Source organism: Aciduliprofundum sp. MAR08-339 (genome assembly GCF_000327505.1).
Lineage (GTDB): Archaea > Thermoplasmatota > Thermoplasmata > Thermoplasmatales > Aciduliprofundaceae > Aciduliprofundum.
This window is the reverse complement of sequence record NC_019942.1, coordinates 183,139-198,233: the sequence shown is the minus strand read 5'-3', so window position 1 is coordinate 198,233 and position 15,095 is coordinate 183,139. Positions and strand designations below refer to the sequence as shown.

Below are 15,095 nucleotides of genomic sequence, written 5' to 3'. Positions count from 1 at the left end.
TTTACCAGCCGCCTCTACCGTATCCTCCTCCCATTCCTCTTCCTCTGCCCATGCCGCGACCGCGGCCCATACCACGGCCCCGACCCATTCCTCCTCCTGGGCCCATGCCCGGTCCTCCCATCATCTGGGCTGGAGGTAACTGTCCAGAGAGATAGAGTTTTATAGCCTCTCCTATGGGTATGGGGTTTGATGTGCGCATATCCACACCGCCCATGGATAGGACCTGGGCAGAGTTTGGTCCTATGGCACCTGCGATTATGACCTTACATCCTTCATTGACAACAGCTTGACCTGCAAGCATTCCCGCCCCACTTGCTGCAGATGCTCCGGGATTTGGAATAACGTAAACATTCTTTATTTCATTGCCCTCCACCTCAACCAATGTGAAGGTCGGGCATCTACCGAACTGCATGCTTACCGTGTCTTCAAGTCCGCCTCTTGATTCTGACGCTACACATATTTTCATTTCGGCTCACCGAAAGGGAGATATGGGAGAAGTTTATAAACCTTATTGGATATTTTTGTGCAATTCCGAAAAATTTTAAATAGTGAGCACCTTTTCACCCTTCATATGAGGAAGTTGATATCAATTGCAGTGTTGTTCTTGCTGCTTGCTTCAATGGGTGCTGCCTTTGGAGCGGGTCCTGCCAAGACGGGAAACGAAAAAAGTCCGTTTCCTACGATAACCCTTATATTTTCCGATGGTAAAGTTGCTGATATCACTGGGAAGATGTGGAGCACTTCAATTCTTCCATATCTTGAGGGTAGAATAAACGGATATAATTGGGAGCAGCATCCTGATCGGTCCAAGTACATATTTTTTGATAAGTCTCTAAAGGGGCTGAACCCCTACGGACTTGATTTTGTGAAGGCGATGGAAACTGCTACCTACGAGGAGTTCAAAAATAATATCTTTGAGGTTGTGAATATGGCGATGAACAAAACTGCGAACATTGATTCTGATCATGATGGCTACTCAAATATCGTGGAATTGGAGAAAGGTACATTCCCAGGATTTGCAGATAGTCATCCCGGGGCAAATGAAAAAAGTTTCTGGACCGAGTACGGAGGGTACATAGTAATAACGGTTCTCATACTCTCAGTGTTTGTTCTGTACTTTGTGTTTAACAAATTGAGCGAAAAGGAGAAACTCTAAAAATAAATCCACTTTTTTTCAATTCTTTTGAAGTTTACTATTGTTATTGCCATCATTACCCCTGCGGTTATTAGGACGGCAACCGTTGAGTAAAGGGTTTTTTCAAAGGTTGCAATTACCAGAATCATTCCCGGCACTATGCTGTATATGCTGAACCTTATGACTATGCCCGGGTTGAATAGCAAACTCGTGATCTTTGGACCGGCAATGTATGCGGTTATGGAGAGAAGATAGAGGCTGTTTAGGTAGAAGAGTCCAAGGCTCCAGGGTAGGAGATCCATGGAGTTTATATTGAATGCAATTATGATCGGGATGGATATGAGCGTGATCAGGAGCAGGTACACCTTTATGTGGGTTTTAACAATGTCTGATGGCTTGATTGGAAGAATGGCATAGTATTCAAAATCTTCCAGTATGGTGAGCCAGCTGTAGATTACTGCTGAGAATATGGAGAGCATTACGGACATGCTCATCGGGTTGTAAACTTCCCTGCCCATACTCATATTTATTATCCTCACGAAAATTAGGAGAAGAAGCATTGGGAAAAAGTATGTGAACAGAGATTTGACCACTATACCTCCACGGATCACGTCCTCCATTTCCTTGGCTACTATAATATTTTTGAATACCCTGTGGTACGTCTGAAGTGCCAGGGTCCTTGTTCTTTTTGTATCCTTAATTTCAGTGGGTGTGAGAACATAGGCCATTATGCTTAGTGCGAGGAAGGTGATGAGGGACACAAAAAGCCCGTAAACCTGTTTTGTAATCTGAAACATTGCGGGAGGGAATGGAATTATTTGAAGCATGGCGAGAATGAGGTATGCAAGTATGAATCCCATTGTACCGTAGTAGATTTTCCTATTTCTGTGCCATATTGCAAATGTGAGATACCCCGCGGAATATCCAAGAAGCATTGAGAGCAGAATGGATATTGTGAATATGGTTATCCTTGCTATCCCAATTTTTGAGAATGGAGTGGAGACGAGGAGCCCAATATAGGTGGGTAGAAGAAATAGAATGGTGTAGTAAATTATATCCCTCAAAAAGATATAAAGGTAGTTTTTTCTGTAAGAGAGGGGGAGGTGGGCACATACGCTGCTCAGAGATGCTTTTTCCTGTCCCCTGCCCAGAAATTCAAATGAACTCACACCCAGCCCGTAGATGAACGTGCTCAGCATTGTTATGAGTATGAATCTTCTGTAGGGGAATATGGCGAAAACATCATCTATGAATGAAGCACCAATTGCAACAAAAAATGCTATGTAGATTGGAAATACAAGCAGTGAGTATTTTTTCGCTATTGAGGCATGCCTGCGATACTCTTCAATCAGATAAAATCGGAGCATTTTCAAATTCCCTCAGAAATATATCCTCAACACTCTCTCCTCTCTCAAGAATTTTTATTATCTTCCCATCCTTTATTATGCCTATCCTATCGCACATCTTCTCTGCAACCTCAATTATGTGGGTGGCCATAAACACGGTGTTTCCTTTCTTTGAATAATCCACGATGAGCTCTCTCATCTTTCTCTGATATATGGGGTCCAGGTTGATGAACGGCTCATCAAGAAAGAGTATCTTTGGTCTGTGCATAAAGGCCGCTGCTATCATCAGTCTTTGCTTTGTTCCCTTTGAGAGATCCCTGCATACAACCTTCCTGTAGTTTTCCAATTCGAATTTTTTAATTGTTGAGTTTACCACTGATTTTTCCATACTTCTGAGATTTGATATGAAGTAAAGGTACTCTTCCACCGTTAGGTAATTTGGTACGCTCTCGTTTTCAGGCACAATGCCCGAGATCTCTCTTACCTTTATGGGGTCTTTTATGGGATCTACACCTGCAACCCTCACGTATCCCCTTCCCTTTGTCTGGCCCGTGAGGATCTTTATTAGGGTGGTTTTGCCAGCTCCATTCGGTCCCAGAAGTCCGAAGATCTCTCCATTTTTAATGTTTAGGTTCAATCCCTTCAGTACGTGCTTCTTGCCGTACCACTTGTGCAGATTTTTCACGACGATCATAGTGGAACCCTTCTTCCAGATTCATCCCTCTTGTACTTTCCCAGATCGGACATGGAAAGCAAAACATCCCTTTGGAACACAGGGCCATCAACACATACCCTGTATCCGTTAACGCTGCATGAATCGCAAATGCCTATTCCACACTTCATAAGTCTTTCCAGGGAGGCCTGAATATCCACGCTGTATCTTTTCGCCAGTTCAATCATTCCCACCATCATTTGCTCTGGGCCGCAGGTGTATATGATTTTGTAATCTTCCTTTTGGAGCAGTTTTTCTGCCAGTTCCGTGGCAAATCCCCTATAACCCGCACTGCCATCATCTGTGGCCAGGTGCACATTCGCTTCGCTGAACCTATCTGTGAAGAGCAACTCATTTTTCGTTCTCGCAGCTATCACAACATCTGGATCTTCAAGTTTTTCAATTAGCGGGGCGAGTGTTGCCATTCCCGAGCCGCCACCAACCACCAGTGCCCTACCTCTTTCAATTTTAAATCCATGCCCGTAGGGTCCCCTGAGCCAGAGTTTATCCCCTTCTTTTAAAGAGTGCATGGCGGTGGTGCCTGCACCAATTCTCTTCACCGTGAATCCCTTTATTTTGCCAGTGTAGGATATGCTCATGGGAAACTCATCCACTCCAGGAATCCAGAGCATGTAGAATTGCCCGGGTTCGGGATATGAATCGTCCGTTAGAAAGAATGTTTTTATGGTTGGCGTTTCGTCCACTATATTTTCAATTTTTGCCACCCTGTACATCTATCTCACCTGAGCCAAACCAACAAGTTCCTCTATCCTTTCATATCCATTTTTTCTCATCCAATCCTCAATTTCACGCGCCACACTCTTGAAAACTTCAATACCTCTGAGGTATATGGCTGTGCCTATTTCCACGGCAGAGGCTCCGGCCATTATGTATTCCAGAGCGTCTCTACCATTGGTTATACCTCCAACTCCAACTATGGGCTTTTCAATCTCAGCCGCCACTTCGTAAACTGCACGTACTCCAATCGGTTTTATTGCAGGTCCGGATAAACCTCCGAAGATATTTTTAAGTACGGGCATCTTTGCATCAACATCAATGGCCATTGCCTTTACGGTGTTTATGAGAACCAGAGCATCGGCATTCTCGGCAGCCTTTGCTATTTTTACTATGGACTCGGTGTTGGGTGTTAATTTTGCCCACACGGGAATTTTCAGATTTTTTTTCAGCTCCTCCACTATCTCGCTTACAAGTTCCAAGTCGGTGCCCACCTCCATACCGTACCCCTTTGCATGGGGGCAGGATAGATTCAGTTCCAGGGCATCAGCACCGTATTCCTGCATTTTCTTCCCAAGGTAAACAAAATCTTCAACTGTAGCCCCAAATACGCTTCCAATAATGGGCACACCTCCATTCTTTGCCTTGGCAATTTCATCTCTGAAATTTTCTATGCCCGGGTTTGGAAGGCCCATGGCGTTCAGAAGTCCATATGGAAGTTCGTAAACCACAGGGTTCTCATATCCCTTTCTTGGCTCCATTCCTACTGATTTTGTCACAATCCCCCCTGCGCCAATTTTTGCGATACGCAGCATCGTGTCGCCACTTTCATCAAGTATCCCAGATGCGAGAATCAATGGATTTTTAAATCTTAGTGTTCCCACGCTCGTTTCAAGCATATGGAAGATTAAGGGTTAATTTATATTAAATCATTTCGAGGATTCAATTTCATCTGCAGAATTTCAATGGCCTTTTCTGCGATCTGTGTCTTTATCTCAATCCTGCTTCCCTTGAAGACGTATCTCTCAACCCACACATCATCTAGTATCTTAAAGCCCATGTACACAAGCCCGACAGGTTTTTCCTCTGTACCTCCTGTGGGACCCGCAATGCCTGTGGTGGATATGCCGACATCCACTCCAAATATTTCCGTTACGCCTTTCACCATTTCCTCAGCACATTCTTTGCTCACGGCTCCGTATTTTTCTATGGTCTCTTTTTTCACGTTCAGAATTTTGATTTTTACCTGGTTGCTGTACGCTATCACTCCCCCAACGAAGTAGTTTGAAGATCCGGGCACATCTGTGAGTTTGCTGGTAAGGAGCCCTCCGGTGCAAGATTCTGCAGTTGCAAGTTTGAAGCCCCATCTTTGCAACAAATTTCCAAGCTCTGCAGCATTCATTCTTCATCACTCTTTGCAAGTTCGCGCAATCTTCCCACTCCGTCTATTTCCTTTATCGTTTCTGCCACAGACTTTGGTACGAGGTGCTCCCATGGCTCTCCATGGATTATTCTCCTTCTGATCTCTCTGGCAGAGTATCTTTTTCTGTCATAGAAGGGTGGTGCCTCTATCTTGTATCCCCTCTCTTCAAATAATCTCTTTATGAGGGGGTTGTTTGCAAATACCACATCAAAGGGAGGTGCGATACTCTCCACGTGAGCTACCCATATTGAGTTGCGATGCAGATCCTCAATGGGAACAAGGTAGTAATTGTGTATTCCCTCAGATTCCAAACTTCTGGAGATCATAAGATGTCTCTCTCCCGCAGTGAATGGATTTTCCAGCGTGTGAGAGTACTGGGCACTGCCTATGCCCACAATAACATCTGTGTACTTTGTGATTATGTATTTTATGACTTCAAGATGTCCAAGATGAAAGGGCTGAAATCTTCCGATTATTAGCGCGCGCATGATTTGCTAATTTCCTTATTTGAGATAAATATTTTGGAAAATTGGAAGTGGGGCCGACCGGATTGAGAGAATTTTAAGGCACTACAAACGGATTTACCCAAATACAATTTTTAGAGATGAAGATCTTAGGAAACTCTTAGAGGAATGGGCAGAGAAAGGTTATGCAAAAATCCCTACAGAAGGAGAATTATTGGCTCTTTTGGAGGGAGAGATATGATAATGGTGAACAGAAAACCCTGGGTAGTTATTTTGAAGATGCTGGAAGGTGAGGAGGTTGAAAGAATTGGTAATTTACATAGAGGTAAGGGACAAGATCATTAAGTTCTATGGTGGGCCACAAGAAGCGGTAGAGTTTCTTAAACTATTTGGAGAGGGTGAGGCGAGGATAATATGATCCTGGACAACAGGGTTATACTGGAGAAGATCCGTGCGTTTTTCCAGAACCCTGTTGGATTCCCAGATCTACCCAGGTATATCGTAGCTGTATGGAGAGTTTCCAGAACAGATGATTTCAAGACCGCAGAAGAACTAATCACAGAGAAAACAATAACAGGGGCTATTTTTAACACAGAACGAATGGATGATCTGAGAGGGCTTTATTTCATTTTAACAAGGGAAGATATCATAGATCTGAGATTGTATCAGATCACACCGCAGAGGATTGCATTCTTGCTTGAGATGCTGGGGGTGAAGGCTTGATTTTCTCTTTTTTTAACTCGAAGTTTAGAAGAAGTTTAGATTATTCTAAACTTGGGGCATGGGCATTGATGGGGGGTGTTGCATAAGATGCCCAGTAAAAAAATTTCCAATTATGAGATTTTAAAAATGATCCAGCAAGGTATGAATGCTGGAGAAATAGCATTTAAGGTAGGATTATCTAAAGGTGCAATTTCGCAAAGGATAAAAAAATTGATAGAGATGGGATTAATAGAATTAGACATAGAGAAAACGGCATTTCAACAATCTCTCACGCTCAAGCATGTTAAGTATTACAGGCTCACAGAGAAGGGGAAGGAGGGAGTTTACAAAAGCATCACAGGGGGTGAGGCAGGTGCGAAGATGCCGAGGGTGCGAGGGGTGCATAATGTTCAGTTCAAGATGGCGATAAAGAAGGATGCAGATTTCTGGTATGATCATGAGGTTGCGTTAAAGGGATGGGTGAGGAAATACACCTGGATTGGAAATGTGAATGTTGAGAAGACGACGAAGCACATAATCATAAGATTTGGAGTAGAGGACCCGGACCCATGGCGAGCGGCATACAAGGCGCTTGAGACGGTGCTGAATGTAAAGCGTCTCCTGGAAGAAGCAGCAGGATATGAGTTAGGGGATCCTGTACAGATAGGCAAACCAAAATGGGAGATCCTGGGAGATCCTGTAGCTGAAGAAGTATCAAAGAAGCAGGTAGTGGTGACAGAGCATGGAGCGATAGACAGCACGCCAGAGCCGGGCACGTTGCATTTTTACGATGTGGAAGATGTGATAACATACCTTGAGATGCCGAGGAAGATCAGGGAGATAGAGCAGGAGGTAAAACAATTTCCAGGGCTGGCGGTAGAGATTTCAAAGGCAGTGGCTGAAACAGTAGCGATGGAGGTAAGCAAGAGCGTGGTAGATGCGATTTTGCACCCTGAGAAGTATGTTAAGAAATCTTCGCAGGACCTGGAATCCAGGAGCGAAGAAATTTTAGAGGAGGTGGAGGGATACGCATGAAGATTCTTTTATTCTGGAATGGGAAGGTATCGGTTGCGTCATACAAATTAAAGGTTGAGGACATTGTAAACATTGCATATGATACGAAGACAAGAGTCAAATTTCTACAGTATGGCACATTAAGAGAGTTAGGCAAGCGTTTTATCTGGCTGGAAGCGGATGGAGATATTGAGGCATTCATTCGAGCTATGAAAGATAAAATGTATGAGGTGTACACAGAATGGTGAGAGAGCTCAAGCGCGGACAGATACGCAAAATCATTGAGGAAGCGATGAGGTTATCTGCAACGATAACCCTTCGGGAGACGATAAGTTTAGATGATATTTACAAAATTGCAGAAGCTCTAAAAGGAGAGCCGCTGACGAGGAGAGAGAAGTTAATCATCTCAGGCATAGTGAGCTATGACTATCCAAGGGCCAACAAGAGCAGAGGAGGGGGTCAAAAATCGAGATTGCAAATTCTCATAGTATTTTAAAGGCTCTGCTTGTTTCCTTCAACTTTCAAGTTTATTTAAAGGAGAAACATAATAATCATGCTGTATGCGAACACATGTCAGAAGGGATGGGATGCGTAAGAGCATACTCAGCTTTATTTTTATTGCTCTTGCGTTAGTGATTGCAGCATTTATGTTTTCTCCAGCAGTGCATGCCTTGGCTCCAGAAGGCTTAACAGCAACATACAGCAACGGGAACGTAACGCTATCATGGAACCCGGTAACGAATGCAACATTATACAAGATATATAGGGGCAACTCGTCAGGGAATGAGAGTTATTATGCGAACACAACAAACACGACATACATAGACACGAATGTTACGGTAGGGCACACATATTACTATTATGTCACGGCGGTTGTAAACGGTAACGAGACGAACAAGAGTGAAGAGGTATACATCACAATTGAGAGCACATCAGGCGGAGGCGGAACGGTAGACATAAAGCAGTATTTGCAGTTCAACTCATATCTGCTGTACACGTCGTTATTCTTGCTTGCTGTAGGTATTCCACTCTATTTCTTCGGTGCCAAAAAGCACCATGATGTGGCAAAGTACGCAGTTTTGCTTGGATTCGTGCTTTTTGTGATCTCCTGGGGTTATGCATATTTCAACATGGATGTGAACAACATCACGCTCTACAATGCGACTCTGAACACGCTGCTTGTGGGTGTTGGGATATTCATGCTGATAGTTGGTGCAGTTATCTACATTGCGAAGGAGAAGACACATGAGGATGTTGCGAAATTCTCAGCAGCGTTTGGAATCTTGCTTCTGATCTTTGCGTACATTGTGCAGCACTGGCTCTGAGGTGGTGGCAATGAACAAGATTGGAGCATTACTCATCATCTCATTTTTTGTGTTCTCGGCGTTTGCAATCTTCGGTGCAGGCGGAGCACACGCAGCAATCACGCAGAGCGATATACTTTTCGAGTACGACTTCTACAAGGGCAGTTCGCAGCAGAATGGAACCGAGATAATCGATGCAAGTGGAAACGGAAACAACGGGCAAATTGAGGGAACGCCCACATGGAACAATAATAGCATTCATTTCGATACTGGTCAACGTGTGGTAACAAATGCTACGCTTTCCACCGATTACACAATAATACTTGATGTTTCCATACCGACTCTTCCATCATCCCTTGGCAGCACCATTTCAGCACTCCAAATCAAAAACTCATCTGGAATAATAATATCCGTCTATTTTTACACTGACAACAATCTATATGTAAGATATGGTTCAACCGGCTACAACACAAACATAACAGTGAACGTGAATACAGAATACTTTATTGTTCTAAAACAAACTTCCACCTACTTCTCCGTATCCGTGAACGGCAATGAGAGAAATAATCTCAGCGCTATTGCGACAAGCGGGCTCTATTCCTTCTATATCGGCTGTTCACCGGGAACATACGACCAATCAGATGTGGATTATTCTTTTATAGCGGCGTATAATCGTGTACTGACCAGCGATGAAATTACAGATGTGCAGAACCAAATAGGCGGGCAATCCAGCGGCGGAGGAAACGGCGGAGAAACTACTAATGCATTATCAGTATCTTGGATATCTGGTTCTCCCTTCACTATCGGTGCCGGAACAGAAATATCAGCCACGATTGCCGGTCAAACGCAGTTCGTACATCCTTCCGTGGTGTATTTCCCAGACAACAGCCCAGCCGGTTACCACTACGTGATGGCAATCACACCATATCCCAACACAGAAAATCAGTATGAGAATCCGAGCATAGCATTTTCAAACGACTTAGTACACTGGACAGAGGACGGCGTGTCTAATCCGCTCGTGACACCATCGGAATTGAACATGAACTATCTTTCAGACCCTAATTTACTATACGCCAACGGCCAGTTTTACCTGTATTTTAGAGGTTCTTCTTCCAATGGAACTTACATCTACCTCATTACAAGTGAAGACGCTCATCACTGGAGTCAGCCTCAACTAGTTCTGACAACTGATTCACTCCTGTCTCAATCGATAATATACGATAACGGCGTTTTTAGAATGTGGGGACAATCAGATGTAAACGGCCAACGGGTAATTGCATATTACACCTCCACAGATGGAATTCACTGGACAAAAGTGGGCACCAGTGCACCTGTAACAGTGACTTACGACAACACGACATATCAGTTCTGGCATCTGGAAGTCAGGAAGGCAGGGAACAAATATTACATGCTTGCCACGTTCTGCCAGGTTGGCACCAGTGGCGGCACTCCACGCGCAAATTTCTGGCTCGAAAGCGATGACGGCCTGAACTGGACTGGCTATTCTACTCCCGTTCAGACAAATTCCAACACATTATCTACAGCAGGCATTTATAAATCAACATTCTGGATATATGACAACACGGTGAACATAATATATTCATACATGAACAGCGACGGAACATGGCATATTGCATACACTTCGACAGCGTTTACCGCACCAGATACGAGCAACGTGATATCCAACAGCAGTAGCAATAACAGTGGTGGCGGAGGAGACAACGGTACGGGTGGAAATAACGGTACAACGAACGGCACAGGTGGAGCAGGCATGCCAACTGGAAATAGCAAGCGCAATCTGGAACATTCTGAACACGAAGATAACAATCGGTGGCTATGCTGTGCGTGTCTGGATGCTCCTGGCTGCCGCTGTAGTCGTACTACTGCTTGTCGGGCGGAGGCGGTGAAATGCTTTCCGTTCTTTATTCTTTCTTGCTTCTAACGACCGCCGTTCTGGGTGGCATATCGGGGTGGTTACTTTGGACTTCATAGCCTTTACCATTTTTATTGCGATCGCATTTTTCATAGCCTTCGTGGTTTCAGTGATAATGAAGCTTCTCGTTGTGAGATTTGTGCCGTTTCTCGCAGCGATACCGTTTTGGGGCTGGATAATAATAGTGTTACTTGCAATTTTTGCCCTGCAAGGTTTTGGCGTGGACGTTAAATCTGGATTTGCCCAGGTGCTGAAAGGAATGGCACGTTATCTTGAAGGAGGTGGATAAATGGGCAAGGCAGCAGGTGCAATTTTAACGTTTGCTGGATTCATACTCTTCGGATTTGGAGTTTACATTCTTCCATTTGGAACGGACATTTATCTGCATTTCTGGGTTGTAAACGTGTTCAATGGCGACTGGGTTAAAGGTGCGATAGCGGCGAATCTCTTTGCGTTATTCATAATAGCAGTTGGGTTTGCATTACTCTGGAAAGAAGGAAAAGAGCCCAAGCTTGTGGAACGGAAAAAGAAGACAAGAAAGAAAACGAACCGAAAAGGAGGGAACGAAAAATGGCAAAGGCTCTGAAAATTCTGGCAATAATCTCGCTGCTCACACTTACCTCCCTACTTCCTCTTTTTTCTTTCAATGCAGATGCAATGATCGATGGCGGCGGAACCACGGGTCCAACTCCAGGAACATATAACATCTATAAGCCGTGTTACAAATATATTGCTGGCACGGATTACATAGAGGACTTCATCACATTCATAGATAATGATGCATATGAAAGTGGGGTTGTCAATGAGCCGTATCATTTCCTTGCCTCAATCTGGGCGGGATACAACAATCAGCGTGTAGGTGTAAGTTTCTTTCTCAATTATGGTCACGTGTATGCTAATCAGGTGGATATCGGTCATAATGCAAGATTTATATTCTATCAAGAAAAAAGTTGGGTTGGTGATCTATGGAAAGATGAAAACAAAACAGTGCATTATTACAACATCACGGCAGGATGGTCACAGCTATCCCCAGCCCCTGCTGGATCTGCTGAGAATGCACAGGGTTATTATTCCAATACAAGTTTTTTAACATCGTCATCTGAGTTTTATCCAGGCATATTTGGAATTGATGTTTATGTCTATGTTACATCTAGTGGATACAAAAAAGTTGCAACGATATACGGTTACTTCACATCAGGAGTTGCAAGTGTAAAGAATGTGCATGATGCAGCTGTATGGAAAGAGGGAGAGCAACCTTACACTTCAATAGAAATATCTCTTAGTGAGGGCAAATGGGATGTTTCATTGTGGTATGGAGGCACAACTCCTCCAATTGAGGTAGAAAAAGGCAAAGTTACAAACAGTGAAGGAAAACTCATAAAGGATTTTGGAGAATGGAGCGGAGTAACAAAGACATTCAGGTACAATTTCACACAAAATGACTCTTCAGGAATTTACGTGTGGATCATAACATCATTATATGGAGACTCATTGTTAAGCTCATACTCATGGACAGTTTATAACAACAAGCCCGATGTACATCCACCAAGAGTTACCGTAACACGTACCGGATTGTTCAAACAGGGTGCTGAGGTGCATTTTTACATAAAGGCGTTTGATGACAACTCTTCGCAGATCAAGGTCTGGGTAATAGCATGGTTTGGAAACAATATGTATCAGATGCCAGATCCTGCAACCAATCTTATAGTTGCGTATTTCAAGCCATTCGTAATCAAGAATGGAGGATCTGCAGACTGGGGAGTACAGCTCAATTATTATGGAAACATAAATTTGAACATAATATCAGAGGATAAGGATGGCAACTGGAACATAACGAGAGTTCAGTATTTCGTTGATAAAGCCTCTGGTGGAGGATATACCATCTACGCCCCGTGGTTCATGTGGCCATGGGAAGACACGACACATCTAATACTCTTACTCATAGGACTTCTCTTCTTACTATCGTCACGCAGTCCACTATTCAGAATAATAGGGCTTGTGTTGGTTGCGATATCATTTGTACGATTTGACTGGCTCCAGGCACAGTTGAGTAATTATTTCACCTTCAAACCTCCTGGGGGGATACTATGAAGAGAGCAGCATTTACATTGTTTATTCTGATGATTATAGCAATACCCGCTGGTGCACCAGCATACGGTGCAAACACAGATACCTATGCGATTGTGCACACAGATGAGGGCAGATTTTCAGAAGTTGTAACAGTTGGAAACAGCATCTACATTCTTTTTGACACATCGATATACGAGTACAATACAACAACACATGAGTTCAAGCGCAAATTTGACATAGGGCTAAACTACATAGGTGTTGATTTCACTTATAAAAATGGTAGCTTTTACATAGCGGGATATCAGGTGAAAACACACATTAACTCGGGAGGTGGAAATAATCCGGTAATAACCTGCCCGCTACCAGCAGATGGGAATTTTGACATATACAATTTCACAATCTGGCAGACAAACAGGAATTTTGGCATCATAAAAACTGTAACACTTTCAAAAGAGCTGTATGGAGGTGGCTATCAAACGGCAATTGATGCAATGCATGTTGTATTTGGAAACAATCTCGTGGTTGCAATCTCGGGTTATAATGAAGATTTAGAGTCACAGGTTGAGAGTTATGTGTACGAAGTAAACATGCAGACTGGTGCATTCATACAAAAATTGAATTTCACAGAGAGAATAAACGGCATTGCATTTTACAACTCAACATATTACATCAATCTCGCAGGAAAGAGCATCGATATGTACGATGAAAATTTCAGTAAAATAAAAAGTTTCACAGGTACGACATATGGAATGCATTTTATTGGGATGGATTTCAGTGCTGGAAAGGCATATCTGGTTGGGCACAGTATAGGCACGAATGGCATTATAAAAGCTTTCCTGGAGATTTTAACGTCTGATTTGAGTGCAGATATATTTTACCTGCAGTACAACGACACAGAGCAGTTCAATGCTGTAAAACACTTTGGAAACTATACGTATGTTGTTGGAAACAATAACGAGGTATATATTTTCGATGAGGAAAACAAACTTGTTGGAAACTACAGAAATGATATGAGTCATGCATACGATCTCTATGATTCCCAGTATAAATCAATAAGATCTACACCAGTGCCCATGAAAATTGTTGCATTCCAGAGTGCAAATGGAAACACGATAGTGATGTGGGGAGGCTATTATGAGAGTGATAATGTAATATATGCATACTTCATCAGCACTGACAGGCCTGCAAATTGGGTACCGTACAATTTTGGTGGTGCAGGATTTGAAACGATTTCAAACACCTGGGAGCATTATAAATACTATATCATAGCCGCGGGTGTTTTGGTATTTTTGATGGTAATATCAGGAGGTGGTAGACATGAGTAGAAAGGGTTTATTTTACAAGCCTGCGAAGCACAAGAAGCTTGCAGAAATAATAAGTCTTGAGAGCCCAAGCAAAGCAAGGAGATCAGTGAGCATTTTAAGAAGAATGTTCAGGAGGGCAAAGACGAGAAAAGAGAAGAGGACGATCAAGCAGGCAACGGTGCTGGCGGCAAACAGAGCGAGAGCAGCATCAAAGCGGAAGGATCTAAGCAGGAGAGAAAGGAAACAGCTTCGGGAAGAGGCAGATATTTACACGCAGGCGTACAAGGAGATGGAGCTATGAAAGTTTTAGAGATAAACGGAGAGTATTACATCAGGGATGGCAAGGTTTTACGCAGGGCGACGTTAGAGGAGGCAATAGATGCCTTGCTGGAAGAGATAAGGAAGATACATAGTGAGCATGGAGAAGGTGATTAGTCGTGGGAGATGAGATCAAGATACTGGTGAAGGTTCAGAGTGGCAAGGAAGTTAGGAAGTTTTCAGTAAGGCACTATTTACCCTCAAGAATAAAGTTTTCACAATTTTTTGAAGATTTGAAGGTAGAGATCGGTACGATTTTAGAGGAGATATTAAGGAGGTGATAAGTCATGGCTGAAGATGTAGAGATTGAGAAGATAGTTAATGCAGTTCTGCGGGCAATAGAGGAGAAAGAGAAGAGAAAGGAAGAAGATGAGAGGAAGAGGGCGAAGTATATTAAGAAGATCTGGAAATATTTTCCAGGGGCGAAGACAAAAGGAATCAGTACTGAAGAGTTAAGGGAAATGTCAGAGAAGCTTGATGAATTTGCCAAAAAGGTCGGATATATACCCGCAAAATCAACAGAAGTGAAGACATCATTCTTTGGAGAGAACAAAAAACGCAAGATAGCAATTATAATGATTCTAATAGTGGCGATTATTGGTGCGGCAATATCAAAGCTTTTCATGGGGTGGTGA

The 15,095-nt window shown here is 43.2% G+C and carries 22 protein-coding genes; 15 read left to right on the top strand and 7 right to left on the bottom strand.

Annotated features, from left to right (window positions below):
- Position 1: 1 nt before the first annotated feature.
- A complete protein-coding gene (locus ACIM339_RS01140; protein ID WP_015282764.1) occupies positions 2-466 on the bottom strand; it encodes a NifB/NifX family molybdenum-iron cluster-binding protein in 465 nt (154 codons plus the stop codon).
- 105 nt (positions 467-571) lie between these two features.
- Here ACIM339_RS01140 and ACIM339_RS01135 point away from each other — a divergent pair, with 105 nt between their 5' ends.
- On the top strand, positions 572-1,156 hold the full coding sequence (locus ACIM339_RS01135; protein ID WP_015282763.1) for a hypothetical protein: 585 nt from the start codon (positions 572-574) through the stop codon (positions 1,154-1,156).
- Here ACIM339_RS01135 and ACIM339_RS01130 read toward each other — a convergent pair.
- The 6 genes from ACIM339_RS01130 to ACIM339_RS01105 are packed head-to-tail and all read right to left on the bottom strand — an operon-like array spanning position 1,153 to position 5,839.
- Positions 1,153-2,502, bottom strand: coding sequence for a hypothetical protein (locus ACIM339_RS01130; RefSeq protein WP_015282762.1), 1,350 nt, complete (start codon positions 2,500-2,502; stop codon positions 1,153-1,155). The two genes, ACIM339_RS01135 and ACIM339_RS01130, sit on opposite strands and share 4 nt — an antisense overlap.
- Positions 2,480-3,175 carry an ABC transporter ATP-binding protein gene (locus tag ACIM339_RS01125; protein ID WP_015282761.1) on the bottom strand — a complete coding sequence of 232 codons (696 nt, stop codon included), beginning with the start codon at positions 3,173-3,175 and terminating at the stop codon, positions 2,480-2,482. The genes ACIM339_RS01130 and ACIM339_RS01125 overlap by 23 nt, the downstream gene beginning before the upstream one ends.
- The gene (locus ACIM339_RS01120) at positions 3,172-3,927 is read right to left on the bottom strand and encodes a dihydroorotate dehydrogenase electron transfer subunit (protein WP_015282760.1); all 756 of its coding nucleotides are present in this window, start codon (positions 3,925-3,927) and stop codon (positions 3,172-3,174) included. The genes ACIM339_RS01125 and ACIM339_RS01120 overlap by 4 nt, the downstream gene beginning before the upstream one ends.
- Entirely contained in the window at positions 3,928-4,827 is a 900-nt protein-coding gene (locus ACIM339_RS01115; protein ID WP_015282759.1) for a dihydroorotate dehydrogenase, read from the bottom strand. It abuts the gene before it with no gap.
- Positions 4,828-4,847: 20 nt separating this feature from the next.
- The gene (locus tag ACIM339_RS01110) at positions 4,848-5,330 is read right to left on the bottom strand and encodes a CinA family protein (protein WP_015282758.1); all 483 of its coding nucleotides are present in this window, start codon (positions 5,328-5,330) and stop codon (positions 4,848-4,850) included.
- Positions 5,327-5,839 carry a nicotinamide-nucleotide adenylyltransferase gene (locus ACIM339_RS01105; RefSeq protein ID WP_015282757.1) on the bottom strand — a complete coding sequence of 171 codons (513 nt, stop codon included), beginning with the start codon at positions 5,837-5,839 and terminating at the stop codon, positions 5,327-5,329. The genes ACIM339_RS01110 and ACIM339_RS01105 overlap by 4 nt, the downstream gene beginning before the upstream one ends.
- Before the next feature lie 390 nt (positions 5,840-6,229).
- On the opposite strand from ACIM339_RS01105, the gene ACIM339_RS01100 reads away from it, so the two are divergent.
- From ACIM339_RS01100 to ACIM339_RS01045, 14 genes are all read left to right on the top strand, one after another.
- On the top strand, positions 6,230-6,538 hold the full coding sequence (locus tag ACIM339_RS01100) for a hypothetical protein (RefSeq protein WP_015282751.1): 309 nt from the start codon (positions 6,230-6,232) through the stop codon (positions 6,536-6,538).
- A gap of 87 nt (positions 6,539-6,625) precedes the next feature.
- Positions 6,626-7,552, top strand: coding sequence for a winged helix-turn-helix domain-containing protein (locus ACIM339_RS01095; protein ID WP_048103658.1), 927 nt, complete (start codon positions 6,626-6,628; stop codon positions 7,550-7,552).
- Positions 7,549-7,779: a hypothetical protein gene (locus tag ACIM339_RS01090; protein ID WP_015282749.1), complete on the top strand. Its 231-nt coding sequence runs from the start codon at positions 7,549-7,551 to the stop codon at positions 7,777-7,779. The genes ACIM339_RS01095 and ACIM339_RS01090 overlap by 4 nt, the downstream gene beginning before the upstream one ends.
- Entirely contained in the window at positions 7,773-8,027 is a 255-nt protein-coding gene (locus ACIM339_RS01085; RefSeq protein WP_015282748.1) for a hypothetical protein, read from the top strand. Before ACIM339_RS01090 ends, ACIM339_RS01085 begins: the two co-directional genes overlap by 7 nt.
- Positions 8,028-8,118: 91 nt before the next feature.
- Complete coding sequence (locus ACIM339_RS01080) at positions 8,119-8,856, top strand: hypothetical protein (protein ID WP_015282747.1); 738 nt, start codon at positions 8,119-8,121, stop codon at positions 8,854-8,856.
- Positions 8,857-8,866: 10 nt separating this feature from the next.
- The gene (locus ACIM339_RS01075; RefSeq protein WP_015282755.1) at positions 8,867-10,777 is read left to right on the top strand and encodes a hypothetical protein; all 1,911 of its coding nucleotides are present in this window, start codon (positions 8,867-8,869) and stop codon (positions 10,775-10,777) included.
- 28 nt (positions 10,778-10,805) lie between these two features.
- A complete protein-coding gene (locus ACIM339_RS01070; protein ID WP_015282745.1) occupies positions 10,806-11,057 on the top strand; it encodes a hypothetical protein in 252 nt (83 codons plus the stop codon).
- Positions 11,058-11,354 (top strand): hypothetical protein, encoded by a 297-nt coding sequence (locus ACIM339_RS01065; protein ID WP_015282744.1) that lies wholly within the window; start codon positions 11,058-11,060, stop codon positions 11,352-11,354.
- Positions 11,339-12,859 carry a hypothetical protein gene (locus ACIM339_RS01060; RefSeq protein WP_015282743.1) on the top strand — a complete coding sequence of 507 codons (1,521 nt, stop codon included), beginning with the start codon at positions 11,339-11,341 and terminating at the stop codon, positions 12,857-12,859. The genes ACIM339_RS01065 and ACIM339_RS01060 overlap by 16 nt, the downstream gene beginning before the upstream one ends.
- Positions 12,856-14,163: a hypothetical protein gene (locus tag ACIM339_RS01055; protein WP_015282742.1), complete on the top strand. Its 1,308-nt coding sequence runs from the start codon at positions 12,856-12,858 to the stop codon at positions 14,161-14,163. The genes ACIM339_RS01060 and ACIM339_RS01055 overlap by 4 nt, the downstream gene beginning before the upstream one ends.
- The gene (locus tag ACIM339_RS01050) at positions 14,156-14,443 is read left to right on the top strand and encodes a hypothetical protein (RefSeq protein WP_015282741.1); all 288 of its coding nucleotides are present in this window, start codon (positions 14,156-14,158) and stop codon (positions 14,441-14,443) included. The genes ACIM339_RS01055 and ACIM339_RS01050 overlap by 8 nt, the downstream gene beginning before the upstream one ends.
- Positions 14,440-14,577 carry a hypothetical protein gene (locus tag ACIM339_RS07900; RefSeq protein ID WP_015282740.1) on the top strand — a complete coding sequence of 46 codons (138 nt, stop codon included), beginning with the start codon at positions 14,440-14,442 and terminating at the stop codon, positions 14,575-14,577. The genes ACIM339_RS01050 and ACIM339_RS07900 overlap by 4 nt, the downstream gene beginning before the upstream one ends.
- Positions 14,578-14,579: 2 nt before the next feature.
- Positions 14,580-14,741, top strand: a complete 162-nt coding sequence (locus ACIM339_RS07895; protein ID WP_015282739.1) for a hypothetical protein — start codon at positions 14,580-14,582, stop codon at positions 14,739-14,741.
- 6 nt (positions 14,742-14,747) lie between these two features.
- Positions 14,748-15,095 carry a hypothetical protein gene (locus tag ACIM339_RS01045; RefSeq protein ID WP_015282738.1) on the top strand — a complete coding sequence of 116 codons (348 nt, stop codon included), beginning with the start codon at positions 14,748-14,750 and terminating at the stop codon, positions 15,093-15,095.